Source organism: Robiginitalea myxolifaciens (genome assembly GCF_900115205.1).
Classification (GTDB): Bacteria; Bacteroidota; Bacteroidia; order Flavobacteriales; family Flavobacteriaceae; genus Robiginitalea; species Robiginitalea myxolifaciens.
In genome coordinates, this window is record NZ_FOYQ01000002.1 from 383,494 (window position 1) to 397,668 (window position 14,175).

A 14,175-nucleotide genomic window follows, 5' to 3' on the forward strand; every position below is an offset into this window, starting at 1 on the left:
GTATATAGGCTAGATGATGTCCAAACAAACAAAGCGACTCTACTTTATCGACGCGATGCGTGCCTGGGCCATCCTGATGATGCTGCAGGGCCACTTTATCGATGGTCTTTTGGATCCTGTATTCCGCGATCCGTCGAACACGGTATATTCGGTCTGGAAGTATTTTCGCGGCATAACCGCCCCAGTTTTCTTTACAGTATCCGGATTTATTTTCACCTTTTTGCTGCTGCGTGCGCCTAATCAAGGGATAAGTAATCCGCGTATCCGCAAAGGGGTACGTCGCGGTCTGGAACTTCTGGTGATAGGTTACCTGCTGCGCACCAATATCTTTGGAATCCTTCAGGGAAAGATTTATCCCGGTTTTTACCTGGTAGATGTGCTGCACTGTATCGGCCTCTCCTTATTGCTCATCATCGGACTCTATCTTCTTGCGCAGCGCCTGCGCGCCGGGTTGTTTCCGCTCCTGCTGCTCACCACCGGATTGGTGTTGTTCCTATTTGAACCTGCATATAAAGTCTGGGATCTCAGTTGGATGCCAAGCGGAATTGAGAATTATTTTTCCAAGGCCAACGGCTCCGTTTTTACCATAATTCCCTGGGCCGGATATGCCGCGATAGGAGCTTTCCTCTCCTGGATCTTCCTGAAGTTTCAAAATACCAAAAGGATTTTCCTATGGAGTATTGCGGTCAGTCTAATTTCCGGATGGTGGTTAATCGCACAAAGCTCAGCGTTTTTCAACTGGTTAGGACAGGCTACAGGCCTGGAGCTCTTTGAGCAGATTGTGGCAAATAACTATCTCTTTATCAGGCTGGGGGATGTAATGCTCGTCTTCGCTGTGTTTATCTTACTTCGAAAATTAATGGAGGTACGCCTCTTTCTGCGGATTGGGCAAAATACCCTGAGTATTTATGTGATACACTTCATTATACTCTATGGAAGTTTTACAGGGATGGGGCTCTATCGCTACCTGCATCATGATCTCAGTCCTGCAATAGCAATTCCAGGAGCCTTATTGTTTATGATTGCCTGTACCTGGTTTGCCCTGGTTTACGACAAGCATGAGCTTGCAATTAAATCCGGGATAGGCGAATTCTCCAAACGCGCTGTAAAAGAAATACAGGCTTTGTTCCAGGTTATTGCTCAACGATTGAAGCTCGTCTGGTCCAAGTTACTCCAGATGCTGGGTAAAGCTTAAATATGTAGCGGGCGATCTTCCGTCGCTGCCAATGCAGCTTCCTTAACTGCTTCAGCATAGGTCGGGTGTGCATGGCTCATTCGGGCAATATCCTCAGCGGAAGCCCTGAATTCCATAGCCGTTACCGCTTCGGCAATAAGATCTGCAACCCGGGCTCCTACCATATGGACGCCAAGCACTTCATCGGTTTCCTTGTGCGCCAGGATCTTGACGAAACCGTCGGTATCCATACTTGCTCTGGATCTTCCAAGTGCCCGCATCGGGAACTGACCACTCTTGTAGGGTACCCCTGCTTCCTTAAGTTCCTCCTCGGTTTTTCCTACCGCAGCTACTTCCGGCCAGGTATAGACAACTCCTGGGATCAGGTTATAGTTAATGTGCGGTTGCTGGCCCGCCAAAATCTCGGCTACCATCACACCCTCTTCTTCCGCTTTATGGGCGAGCATTGCCCCGCGGATTACATCCCCAATTGCATAGATATTGGCCGCAGACGTGCGCATGTGGTCATCGACTTCTACCTGCCCGCGATCGTTTAACTTAACCCCGGCCGCCTCGGCATTGAGTCCATCGGTATAAGGTCGCCGGCCAACGGAAACCAGGCAGTAATCCCCCTTGAATTCCACATCGGCGCCTTTTTTGTCTTCGGCTCCAACAATGACTTCTTTGCCTTTGCGGGTCACCGATTTTACTTTATGGCTCAGGTAAAACTTCACCCCCTGCTTTTTCAGCACCTTGGTGAGTTCGCGGGATAAAGCGCCATCCATTCCTGGAATAATGCGATCCATGTATTCCACCACACTAACATCGGCCCCCAGGCGATTATAAACCTGACCCAATTCCAGGCCAATAACCCCTCCACCAATGATGATCATGTGTTTGGGCACTTCTTTCAAGCTCAGGGCCTCGGTCGAGGTTATAATTCGTTCCTTATCAATCTCAATAAACGGGAGGGTCGAAGGTTTCGAGCCTGTGGCAATGATGATATTTTTAGCCTCGATGGTCTCTTCCGTTTCCCCTTTAATCATAATATGGGTGGCGTCTTTAAAAGAGCCCAGGCCGTGGAATACCTCCACTTTATTTTTGTTCATGAGGAACTCAATCCCCTTGGTAGTCTGATCTACAACGCCCTGTTTGCGGGCAATCATTTGCTTGAGATTCACCTTAACATCGCCAGGTATATCGATCCCATGTTCTTCAAAGTGCGTAATCGCATCATGGTAATGATGGCTTGAATCCAGAAGGGCCTTGGAAGGAATACACCCCACATTGAGACACGTACCGCCAAGGGTATTGTATTTCTCGATTAATGTGGTCTTCATACCTAACTGAGCGCATCGTATTGCGGCTACATATCCTCCGGGACCTGATCCAATCACGGCGACATCAAATGATTTCATAAACTGAATTGTTTTTATGGATGCGAACACCCGTCTTTATTCGGTACAAAAATACGAATGTTTTTAGTTCCTGACGGCAGATTCCGGAGTGTCTAATGGGATTTCCGTGGTGTGTTTTACCGTACGGATCACAAACGCACTCAGGGTACTTCCGATATGTTGGATGGCCGTTAATTTTCCCACCATAAACTCGCGATAGGCCTCCATGTCCTTTACATAAACCTCCAGCAGGTAATCGTAGTCCCCTCCGATATGGTAGCAACTCACTACTTCCCGCAATTTATTGATCTCCTTTTCGAAGGCTTCGACCTGAGGTTTTATGTGTTGGTCCAGTTTTACATGGCAATAGACCTTAAGGCCGCGCCGGGTTTTTTCAGGATTTAGCAGGGCCACATATTTCCGGATAATACCGCGATTTTCCAGGCGCCTTACCCGTTCATAGACTGCTGTAGGTGAAAGATCGCACTGCAGGGCAAGTGCTTTGGTGGTCTGCTTTCCATCTTGCTGCAGGCTGTGAAGCAAGATCAAGTCTTTTTCATCGAGTTCCATGGAATATTTATCTACTAAAATGAGAAAAACGAATAAAATTAGATATTTATTCTACTTAATATAATAAATATAGTTTTAATATCTACAAATATAACTTAGCACAGAAAATATAGTATATTTTATCTAGTTTTACTTAAAAATTTAACCATGGGATATCGACCAGCAGACGCCATTCAGGATTTACAGTACTTCGGGGAGTACGGAGGAGTAAATCCTTCTATTTCAGATTCTTCCACCTACACCTTCCTTTCAGCGAAAACCATGTTCGATACTTTTGAAGGAAACACAGAAGGGTGCTACCTGTACAGTCGGCACTCCTCCCCTTCAAATCTCTACTTAGGGGAAGCCCTTGCTGCCCTGGAAGGAACAGAGACCGCAAATGTTACTGCCAGTGGAATGGGCGCCATTACGGCCGTAATCCTGCAATTGTGCAGTACAGGAGATCATTTAATCAGCAGCCGGACCATCTATGGAGGCACCTATGCCTTTTTGAAAAATTTTCTTTGCCGTTTCGGTATTGAGGTGAGCTTTGTGGATATCACAAACCCTAAAGCCGTCCAAGAAGCAGTGCAATCCAATACGCGCATGATTTATTGCGAGTCCGTAAGCAATCCGCTGCTGGAAGTAGCCGACCTCCCTACCCTCTCCAAAATAGCCGATGAGGCGGGTGTTCCTTTAGTGGTAGACAATACATTCTCCCCATTGAGCATTTCCCCGGCAAAGCTGGGTGCCAGGATCGTTATTCACAGCCTTACCAAATTCATTAATGGAAGCAGCGATGCGGTGGCAGGCGTGGTTTGCGCTGATAAGGAATTTTGCCTGGCCTTAAAAGATGTCAACGACGGGGCAGGCATGCTACTTGGAAGCACCCTGGATAGTATTCGGGCCGCCTCCATCCTAAAAAACATGCGTACGCTTCACCTTAGAATGGCCAAACACAGCTACAATGCGCATTATCTGGCCGAGCGATTCGAAGCAGATGGCCTCAGGGTAGTGTACCCGGGACTTTCCTCCCATCCCGGTCACGAAGCATTCACCAAACAGATGCGCGCTGAGTACGGCTATGGAGGAATGTTAACCCTGGATGCCGGCAGCCTGGATAAGGCCAATGCCCTGATGGAGATGATGCAGGGGGAGAATTTGGGATACCTGGCCGTTAGCCTCGGTTTTTATAAGACACTCTTCAGTGCTCCGGGCACCTCTACTTCTTCCGAAATCCCGGAAGACGAGCAGCGCGAAATGGGGCTCAGCGACGGGCTGATCCGCTTTTCGATTGGCCTGGACCAGAACATTGAACGCACCTACCACAAAATGAAGGAGTGCATGGAGAAACTTGGGATCCTAACCCCAGTTAACGCCATGAGATAATTTCTGCAGGTTGCAGAATGCGGGGCAATATCGTATTATTAGGGCCTTTAAACATTCCCTATGGCCGCCGCTAAGCCCAAGTACCGACAGGACGAAAATATCGTAGAAAACCAATCACTCTCCATTTGGGAAGCCCTGATCCCCGTGCTTGCGCTCGTCGGGATGCTGGCTTACAACGTGTTTGTTTTCGGCGATAATGCCGTGGGCGGCTCCAACCAGTTTATCCTCTTGATGGGTGGCGCTGTAGCTGCAGTTGTTGGTGCTTTCAAGAAAGTAACTTTCAAGACCATGCTTTCCGAGGTGGCCGAAAACATTCGTTCTACCTCCGGCGCCTTGTTAATACTGCTCATGGTAGGGGCGCTGGCCGGAACCTGGCTGATCAGCGGGATTATTCCCGCCATGATCTATTATGGCCTGCAAATCCTGAATCCAACGATATTTCTGGCAGCCTGCTTGATCATCAGTGCGATTATCTCAGTAGCGACCGGGAGTTCCTGGACTACAGCCGCCACAGTAGGTATAGCTTTAATAGGTATTGGGGACGCCCTGGGTATTTCCCTGGGAATGACGGCTGGCGCTGTGCTCTCAGGCGCCTACTTTGGGGATAAGATGTCTCCCTTGAGCGACACTACCAATCTGGCCCCGGCCATGGCAGGTGGAAATCTGTTTTCACATATCCGCTACATGACCTGGACCACGATTCCAACAATACTTGTGGCGCTACTGGTCTTTATCATTATTGGTTTCACCCTGGATACCAGCGGTGAGGCCGACACTTCCAGCATCCAGCAAGCAATAACCGGGGTCTTTACGATCAATGGCTGGTTGTTCCTTGTGCCATTGGCGGTTATCGGTATGATCGTGCGCAAAACCCCGCCCCTGGTTGCCCTTCTTGTGGGCACCCTGTTAGGCGCTGTTTTTGCCCTGATCTTTCAGCCCGGTGTAGTGGCGCAACTTACCGGAGCAGATACGCTGGATTTCGAATCCGCATACAAAGGCATCATTAACGCAATCACTATTAAAACATCCATAGCCACCGATAATCCCGCCCTGTCCGATCTTTTTTCCGCTAAGGGCATGAAGGGAATGCTGGATACGATATGGCTGATTGTTTGCGCCATGGTATTTGGTGGAATTATGGATGCCATTGGCGCCTTATCCCGAATAACCGAATGGTTGCTGGGGATGGCCAAAACAACCTTTGGGCTCTTCGCTAGCACGGTTGGAAGTTGCCTGGCGCTGAATATTACAGCTTCTGATCAATACCTGGCCATTGTAGTCCCCGGCAAAATGTTCGCTAAAGCCTATGAAGACCGGGGCCTGGCTCCTGAAAACCTGAGCCGAACACTGGAAGATTCAGGAACGGTTACCTCGGTATTGATCCCCTGGAACACCTGCGGGGCCTATCACAGTTCGGTGCTCGGGGTATCTGTTGCGGATTACTTCTTCTTTGCCATCTTCAACTGGCTGAGTCCGATAACAACACTGGTCTTCGCCGCCTTTGGAATCAAGATCAAGCAACTCCTTCCTAAAAAATCCTGAGGCTGGGAATCCGCTTGACCAGCAAGGCATTATTTTATTACTTTCGGAGGACGTAATATTAATTCCCAAAAACGAACGCTATGGCAAACATAACCCTGGGCGGAAATCCCGTCCACACCTCCGGAAACCTCCCTCAAGTAGGATCGAAAGCCCCTGAAGCAATACTTGTAAAAACAGATCTCAGCAAGATGTCTGTCAGTGATTTACAAGGTAAAAAAGTATTGATGAACATATTTCCCAGTGTAAATACCGGGGTGTGTTCCAAATCGGTCCGGCAATTCAATCAGGAAGCAGCAGAACTGGACAATACCGTAGTAGTTTGCATCTCCCGGGACCTTCCATTTGCGCAACAACAATTTTGTGCGGCAGAAGGGATAGAAAATGTTGAAATGCTATCCGATTATATCGCAGGTGCTTTTGGCAAATCATACGGTCTGGAAATGACAGACGGGATTTTCGAAGCACTGCATTCGCGCTGTGTAATTGTTCTGGATACGGATGGAACCGTAAGATACACCGAGCAGGTTCCTGAAATCGGGGAAGAACCTAACTACAAAGCGGCGCTGGAGGCGCTGATGGATGGCTAAGGAATCTTTTGTTCAAAATCGACTGAAAAGCGTGGTTTACGCCTTGCGTGGGGCCTGGATTCTGGTGCGAACCGAAAGTAGTATTAAAATCCAGGTGGTCATCGCATTTGTCGTAATTCTGGCGGGATGGTATTGTGAGATATCTGCCACCGAATGGATCCTTCAACTACTGGCCATAGGACTGGTTATGGGCGTGGAAGGGGTAAATACCGCTATCGAAAAACTATCCGACTTCGTACAACCCAACCACGACCCACGCATTGGTCGAATTAAGGATATTTCTGCAGGGGCGGTAATGATTTGTTCCCTTATCGCTTCCGCTATCGGATGCATAATCTATCTCCCCAAGATATTTTGACCCAATTTCACCCGCTGGCTTAGGGGGTAAATTTGTAATTTAGCCCCTGTCTACGCGAATCCTATTAATGGCCCGAAAGAAAGCGACCAAAACCAGAACCAAAAAGAAAGCTTCCAGACTGAGACCTTCCAAGCAGAATAAGGTGATTCTGGGGAGCTTGCTCATTCTGATTAGTATAGCGCTGTTTTTCAGCTTTATTTCTTTTTATCTCAATTGGCAAAGCGACCAAAGTCTGCTTACGGAATTCGCAGACCGCAATCGGGAAGCCAAAAACCTGCTTAATAAATTCGGGGCGTCCGTCAGCCATTTTTTCATGTTCAAAGGCTTTGGGCTGGCCTCTTTTATTCTTCCGGTTTTGCTCTGCCTGAGCGGGCTTTACCTCTTTTTGGGAATTCCACGTAAAGGACTCACTTCTAAATGGATATGGGGTCTGGTGATGATGATTTGGACGTCTATAGGCCTCGGTTTTTTTGCGGCTGAAAGCCCTTTGCTGGGCGGACAAATCGGCTTCGAAATGAACGATTTCCTGCAGGATTATATCGGAAAGATCGGCGTACTCCTGCTCCTCTTGTTCTGCCTGGTGGTTATCCTGGTACGCTTTTTTAATTTTGATCCACAAGAGTTTGCGCGTGCATTGAATCGGGGAGCTACTGCATTGGTTCCGGAACGCAAACCCAAAGCAGTGGTGACCGACCTCGATGACACGGACAGTGAGGAAGAAACTTCCAACCCCATTACCCTGGCCTCAGAAGAAGCCGAAGAAGATGCCACAGATCTCTACACGCATAAAACAGATATTCCTCCGGTAACGCCCGAAGAACCTTCGACCGAAGAACTCCCGGATACCGGATCCGAGCTCAAGGTTGAGGTAGAACAGCAAGCCAATGAGGAAGAGGAAGATACCGATGTCGCCGCACAGAAACTGGTCGACAACTTCGGGGAATTCGATCCGACCCTTGAACTCTCAAAATACAAGTTCCCGCATCTGGATTTACTGGACACCCACGGGGCCAGTGGCGGAATAACCATAAATCAGGAGGAACTCGAGGAGAATAAGGATAAGATTGTAAACACCCTTAAGAATTACAAAATAGGCATTGCCCAGATCAAGGCAACCATCGGGCCTACCGTGACCCTTTACGAAATTGTCCCCGAGGCGGGTATACGGATTTCCCGGATCAAGAACCTGGAAGACGATATTGCCCTTTCCCTTGCAGCCCTGGGTATCCGTATCATTGCCCCTATACCAGGCAAAGGGACGATTGGTATTGAAGTCCCCAACAAAAAACCGACCATCGTATCGATGCGTTCCGTTATCGCCTCGAAAAAATTCCAGCAGGCCGAAATGCAGCTTCCCATTGCTTTTGGAAAGACAATCAGCAATGAGACGTTTGTTGTAGACCTCGCGAAAATGCCGCACCTGCTCATGGCGGGAGCTACCGGGCAGGGTAAATCCGTTGGTCTGAACGCCATTCTGACCTCCCTGCTCTACAAAAAGCACCCGGCAGAGGTGAAGTTTATCCTGGTAGACCCGAAAAAGGTAGAGCTCACATTATACAACAAGATTGAGCGACATTTCCTCGCCAAATTGCCGGATACAGAAGAAGCGATTATTACCGACAACACCAAGGTAATCCATACGCTGAATTCCCTCTGTATTGAGATGGACAACCGTTATGAGTTGTTAAAATCGGCCCTGGTTCGAAACATTGCAGAGTACAACACCAAATTCAAAGCCCGTAAACTCAATCCCAATGAAGGGCATCGTTATCTGCCGTATATCGTACTGGTAATCGATGAATTTGCCGACCTGATTATGTCTGCAGGGAAAGAGGTGGAAACCCCGATTGCGCGTTTGGCCCAATTAGCCCGTGCCATCGGTATCCATCTGATCATTGCCACCCAAAGGCCTTCGGTCAACGTGATCACCGGAATTATCAAGGCAAACTTCCCCGCCCGAATTGCATTCCGGGTAACTTCCAAGATCGATTCCAGGACAATCCTCGATACACAGGGGGCCGACCAGCTTATTGGCCGGGGTGACATGCTTTACACACAGGGCAACGATATTGTTCGCCTGCAATGCGCCTTTGTCGATACCCCTGAAGTGGCTAAGATTACGGACTATATCGGAAGCCAGCGCGCTTACCCGGATGCCCATCTTTTACCGGAATATGAAGGCGAAGATTCTGGCACAGGAATTGATTACAGTATCGAGGAACGCGATTCCAAGTTCAGAGATGCTGCTGAGGTTGTGGTCACCGCACAACAAGGCTCAGCCTCCCTGATCCAACGCAAACTCAAACTGGGATACAACCGGGCCGGTCGTATTATAGATCAGCTCGAAGCTGCTGGAATCGTAGGGCCATTTGAAGGAAGTAAGGCCCGGCAGGTATTGGTATCCGACCTGGCCAGCCTGGAACATTTATTGAACAACGAAACCAAAAGCGACTCATGAAACGTCTCTTGATTATAGCATTAGCATTGACCTTTTCCAATGGGGTATTTGCGCAGAATTCGGCCAAGGCAAAAGCCTTGCTCGACGAAGTTTACGACAAGGTTAGCAGTTACGATAACATCTTTATCGATTTTAAATTTGAGCTGTATAACCAGGAAGCCAATGTCCGTCAGGAAACCCGGGGAGACCTAACCCTTAAAGGGGACCAGTATTTGTTGAATTATTTAGGAGCTCAGCAATTGTACGACGGCAAGAAGGTGTACACCGTAGTCCCTGAAAATGAAGAAGTCACCATCGAAGATAAGTCCGAAGATGCCGGGACAGTTAGCCCCAGCAAGATGCTGACCTTCTATCGGCAGGGCCACAACTATGCCTGGGATATCCTCCAGAATGTGCAGGGACGTAAAATCCAGTACGTAAAGCTTACCCCTATTGACAGTAATTCGGAGGTTGCTTCCATCTTATTGGGAATCGATGCAGAAACCAAACACATTTACAAGCTCATCGAAACCGGTCAGAACGGCACAAAAACCACGATCACTGTTAATTCTTTGAAAACCAACCAACCCCTCTCGTCGGCCTTGTTTAACTTTGACGTCGAGAAATACGAGGAGGACGGTTACTACATCATACGGAATTAGCAGGTCCAGACCTGTTGTTTTCTCGGTAATTCCTTACTCGAAGCAGATAACTAAGCCTTGCGCATACTCGATCAATATATACTGAAGCGATTCCTTACGAATTTTTTCAGTTCGTTCCTGATCCTGATGTTCATCTTCATCTTCCAGACGATCTGGTTGTTCATTGATGATCTCGCAGGCAAAGGGCTGGATTTGATCATTATCGGGAAGTTCCTGTTCTACCTGATGCCAAACCTCACAGAAAAGGTACTACCCCTTACCGTGTTACTCTCCTCCATACTTACTTTCGGAGCCTTTGCCGAAAATTATGAGTTTGCGGCGATGAAAGCGTCCGGGATTTCCCTGCAACGCTCCATGGCACCCCTGATCGTTTTTGTTTCCCTCTTGGGCATTCTTACGTTTTACTTCGCGAATACGGTTATTCCAATATCGGAACAGAAGATCTACAACCTCAGGCGAAATATTGCCTCCCTGAAGCCCGCTGCGGCCATCACAGAAGGAGTTTTCAGCGATTTTGAAGGACGCAGTATTAAGGTGGAAAGAAAATACGGGGAGAACGACCGCTTCCTGGATAACATTATCATCCACGAAAAATCCCGCCTGCAGAAAAACGTAACGGTTATCAAAGCAGCAACCGGGGAACTCATCAGTTCCGAAGGATCAGACATTATTCAACTGCTGCTTAAGGACGGCTATTACTATCACGATTTGGTGAACAAGTCCGGGACAACAGATAGAACCTTTCCCTATGCCAAGGCCGATTTCGAAACCTATGTCATGAATATTGCCCTGCCCGATAATATGGAGGACATCGAGGCAGATCGCAATGTGGAAACGGATAAGATGAAAAATGTGAGTCGGTTGTTGGTGGATATCGATTCCATCCGAGATCACAATCTGGAACTCGCCACAAACTTTTCGCGCTCTATTAGCAACCGGGTCGGTGCCTTCCCCCTTTCTGAGGAAACAACTCCCGTAGATAGCTTACAACGGGACAGTACGGGTCGTGCGCTGGAAGGAATGAAAGTGAGCCTGGACAGCACTAAGGCTGCTTCCAAGCCTACGGTCGCCCAACGCGCTCCGAACGCCGCAAATTCGAATTTCGGGCAGGCGAATCAACAGCGCCCGGGACAAGCGAATCGACAGCGTCCGGGACCAGCACGGCAATCGGCCAAACGCGAGGTCTCCAAAGTAGGCAAACCCCAGAGCTTGAGTATGGAGGACCCCAATCCTCATCGTGAAGTTTACCCCGACTCCCTGTTGACAGGTTTCAAAACATTCGAGCAGGGACAATTGCTGGACAACGCAAGAAACAGTGTTCGGAATCTTCTCAATACCGTGCAGGGTAAACGAGACGAACTGGAGCTTAGCTATAAGCGATACAACGTGCACATTCTGAGCCTGCATAAAAAGTTTGCCCTCGCCCTGTCATGTATTGTGTTGTTCTTTGTGGGAGCTCCCCTCGGTGCTATTATCCGAAAAGGTGGCCTGGGACTGCCCATGGTTGTGGCCATTGTCCTCTTCCTCGCCTATTACTTTTTTGGCGTATTTTCGGGCAACTACGCCAAGGAGGGCAATATCCATCCCGCGCTCGGCGCCTGGCTTCCAACCATGATCATGCTTCCGTTGGGCATCTGGTTAACGCGTCGGGCAACTGCAGATCAGGGGTTAATGAGTTTCGGACATTTTATAGACTGGTTCCGGGAGCGCTTTTCGCGGAAGAATAAGGCGAAAGCAGCGAAATAGATTTTATGGAGAAAAAGATACGCTTGGATTCTATCGAATCCGCAATTGAATCCATTCGAGAAGGTAAAGTGGTAATCGTTGTCGACGATGAAAATCGGGAGAACGAAGGAGATTTTATTGCTGCTGCTGAGGCGGTAAGCCCCGAAATGATCAATTTCATGGCCCGTGAGGGTCGCGGGCTCATTTGTGCGCCACTGACCGAGGAGCGATGCGTAGAATTGGATCTCACCATGATGGTAGAGAACAATACCGTGCTCCACCATACTCAATTTACGGTTTCCGTAGATCTCATTGGTCATGGATGCACCACTGGAATATCGGTACACGACCGGGCCAAGACCATCAAAGCCCTCGTGGATCCCGAAACCAATCCTCACGAACTGGGACGTCCGGGTCATATCTTCCCCCTGCGTGCCAAAAACGGAGGTGTCCTGCGACGTGTTGGACATACGGAAGCGGCTGTAGACCTGGCTAGATTGGCAGGATTCCGTCCTGCAGGAATTCTGGTAGAGATCCTGAATGAAGACGGAACCATGGCTCGCTTACCCGAATTGATGGAGGTTGCCGAAAAATTCGATCTGAAACTAGTTTCCATCGAGGATTTGGTGGCCTATCGTATGCAACACGATAGCCTGATCCGGAAAATGGAAAGCTTCGACGTCGAAACCCGGTTTGGGGATTTCCGACTCCATGCTTATAAACAAACCACAAACGAACAAATCCACCTGGCCCTTACCCGCGGAAGTTGGAAAGTGGGCGAACCCGTGCTCACGCGCATTAATTCCACCCTGGTGAACAACGATATCCTGGGTACTTTAACCAATAATGCGGATAAAAAACTGGACGACATGTTCAAGACACTTGGGCAGGAAGGAAAAGGAGCTATCGTCTTTATTAATCAGGACAGTAATTCCCTGAACCTGCTTTCCCGAATCCGGGGTCTCAAGGAAAACCAGGCCAAGGGCATCCTCAAGGCACCGGGGATCGAAATGGATAACAAGGATTTCGGAATTGGCGCGCAAATACTACACGATCTCAACATTCAAAAGATCAGGCTAATGACCAATAGCCAGCAGGCCAAACGTATTGGTATCGTGGGGTATGGCCTGGAAATCGTAGACTATGTGGCCTATTAGGTTTTGGTGATTTCCAATAAAACCCGACGCATGCTTGCCGCACGTTCGGACAAGGCTGCTTCCGACCAGTTAAGCTTAATCAGTACAGAAAGGTTTCTTCCCATCCAATGATCGGATGCCGGGAACTCCCGGGTCGAGAGTTCTTTCAGGGCTGTCACTGTGGAATCGGGTAAGGCATGTAAGGAATGTCCCTGCTTTAGATGCTCCCATTTACGATGGTAATGCCAGTTATTGTCGTACCAGTAAAAGACCCCATCTACTCCGGCTGCCACAAGGGCCTGCTGCGCCTTCCTGGCCCGGTTTTCATCCGGGAGGAAGAAATTCAGAAATGAATAATTCTGCACCCCGGAATTCGGCACCTTCCGCAAGGTGATGCCTTCGATGTCCGCTATCGCTGCCTCCAATACTTTAAAGTGGCTTTCCTGTATCGCCAGAAACTCGTCGAGACGGCTTAGTTGTGCCAGGCCCACAGCTGCATGCAGCTCTGAAATGCGGTAATTAAACCCGAGAAAGGGATGCTGTTCTGCCCCCCGGTCCGAACCGATATGATCGTGCCCATGATCACTGAAAGCCTGAGCCTTTTCATAGATGGCCTCTGAGTTGGTGATGAGTCCCCCACCCTCTCCACAAGTAGTGGTTTTAACAAAGTCAAAGGAGAAGCAACCAATATGGCCCAAGCTTCCCAGGGGTTTCCCATTATACGTGCCCCCTATAGCCTGGCAGGCATCCTCCAGCAGGATAAGCTGGTGCTTTTCAGCAAGAGCGAGCAAGGGGTCCAATTCGGCCATGGAACCGCACATATGCACAGGCATTATCGCTTTGGTTTTCGGTCCAATGCATTGCTCCACCGCCAGAGGGTCGAGCGTTAAGGTGTCGTCAATGTCACAAAGCACAGGAATAGCCCCCACAGCGAGCACAGCTTCAAAACTGGCTACAAAAGTGAAGGTCGGCAGGATAACTTCGTCTCCGGCTCCAATCCCAGCACTCGCCATAGCCACAGATAAGGCAGCCGTGCCACTGCTTACCAAATGGGCATGGCTGGTTTGCATCCGGGCGGCCAACAATTGCTCCATTTCCCTTGCCTTCCAGCGGTCGTTTCGCATTCCATCAAACCCGTAACGCATTAATACCCCTGTATCCAGCACTTCCTGTATCGATTCCCTTTCGGCAGCCCCAAACTGTTCAAATCCCGGCATGA

The 14,175-nt window shown here is 48.9% G+C and carries 12 protein-coding genes; 9 read left to right on the forward strand and 3 right to left on the reverse strand.

Features of this window, described 5'->3' with window-relative positions:
- Positions 1-13 precede the first annotated feature (13 nt).
- Positions 14-1,195, forward strand: coding sequence for an acyltransferase family protein (locus BM318_RS09845; RefSeq protein WP_317040357.1), 1,182 nt, complete (start codon positions 14-16; stop codon positions 1,193-1,195).
- On the opposite strand, the gene lpdA is transcribed toward BM318_RS09845, so the two are convergent.
- Both lpdA and BM318_RS09855 read right to left on the reverse strand, forming a co-directional pair.
- The gene (lpdA, locus tag BM318_RS09850) at positions 1,192-2,592 is read right to left on the reverse strand and encodes a dihydrolipoyl dehydrogenase (RefSeq protein WP_092983484.1); all 1,401 of its coding nucleotides are present in this window, start codon (positions 2,590-2,592) and stop codon (positions 1,192-1,194) included. The two genes, BM318_RS09845 and lpdA, sit on opposite strands and share 4 nt — an antisense overlap.
- A 63-nt stretch (positions 2,593-2,655) precedes the next feature.
- On the reverse strand, positions 2,656-3,141 hold the full coding sequence (locus BM318_RS09855; protein ID WP_092982452.1) for an Lrp/AsnC family transcriptional regulator: 486 nt from the start codon (positions 3,139-3,141) through the stop codon (positions 2,656-2,658).
- Between the two features lie 147 nt (positions 3,142-3,288).
- Here BM318_RS09855 and BM318_RS09860 point away from each other — a divergent pair, with 147 nt between their 5' ends.
- The 8 genes from BM318_RS09860 to ribB all read left to right on the forward strand — a co-directional run bounded on the left by BM318_RS09860 (position 3,289) and on the right by ribB (position 12,977).
- A complete protein-coding gene (locus BM318_RS09860) occupies positions 3,289-4,509 on the forward strand; it encodes an aminotransferase class I/II-fold pyridoxal phosphate-dependent enzyme (RefSeq protein ID WP_092982453.1) in 1,221 nt (406 codons plus the stop codon).
- 60 nt (positions 4,510-4,569) lie between these two features.
- Complete coding sequence (nhaC, locus tag BM318_RS09865; protein WP_092982454.1) at positions 4,570-6,051, forward strand: Na+/H+ antiporter NhaC; 1,482 nt, start codon at positions 4,570-4,572, stop codon at positions 6,049-6,051.
- Positions 6,052-6,131: 80 nt separating this feature from the next.
- The gene (gene tpx, locus BM318_RS09870) at positions 6,132-6,638 is read left to right on the forward strand and encodes a thiol peroxidase (RefSeq protein WP_092982455.1); all 507 of its coding nucleotides are present in this window, start codon (positions 6,132-6,134) and stop codon (positions 6,636-6,638) included.
- Positions 6,631-6,996: a diacylglycerol kinase family protein gene (locus BM318_RS09875; RefSeq protein WP_092982456.1), complete on the forward strand. Its 366-nt coding sequence runs from the start codon at positions 6,631-6,633 to the stop codon at positions 6,994-6,996. Before tpx ends, BM318_RS09875 begins: the two co-directional genes overlap by 8 nt.
- A gap of 67 nt (positions 6,997-7,063) precedes the next feature.
- Positions 7,064-9,454, forward strand: a complete 2,391-nt coding sequence (locus BM318_RS09880; RefSeq protein WP_092982457.1) for an FtsK/SpoIIIE family DNA translocase — start codon at positions 7,064-7,066, stop codon at positions 9,452-9,454.
- Positions 9,451-10,095: an outer membrane lipoprotein periplasmic chaperone LolA1 gene (locus BM318_RS09885; RefSeq protein ID WP_092982458.1), complete on the forward strand. Its 645-nt coding sequence runs from the start codon at positions 9,451-9,453 to the stop codon at positions 10,093-10,095. Before BM318_RS09880 ends, BM318_RS09885 begins: the two co-directional genes overlap by 4 nt.
- A gap of 57 nt (positions 10,096-10,152) precedes the next feature.
- A complete protein-coding gene (locus BM318_RS09890; protein ID WP_092982459.1) occupies positions 10,153-11,841 on the forward strand; it encodes an LptF/LptG family permease in 1,689 nt (562 codons plus the stop codon).
- Between the two features lie 5 nt (positions 11,842-11,846).
- Complete coding sequence (gene ribB / locus BM318_RS09895) at positions 11,847-12,977, forward strand: 3,4-dihydroxy-2-butanone-4-phosphate synthase (RefSeq protein ID WP_092982460.1); 1,131 nt, start codon at positions 11,847-11,849, stop codon at positions 12,975-12,977.
- On the opposite strand, the gene BM318_RS09900 is transcribed toward ribB, so the two are convergent.
- Entirely contained in the window at positions 12,974-14,173 is a 1,200-nt protein-coding gene (locus BM318_RS09900; RefSeq protein WP_092982461.1) for a DegT/DnrJ/EryC1/StrS family aminotransferase, read from the reverse strand. The two genes, ribB and BM318_RS09900, sit on opposite strands and share 4 nt — an antisense overlap.
- Between the last annotated feature and the right edge of the window lie 2 nt (positions 14,174-14,175).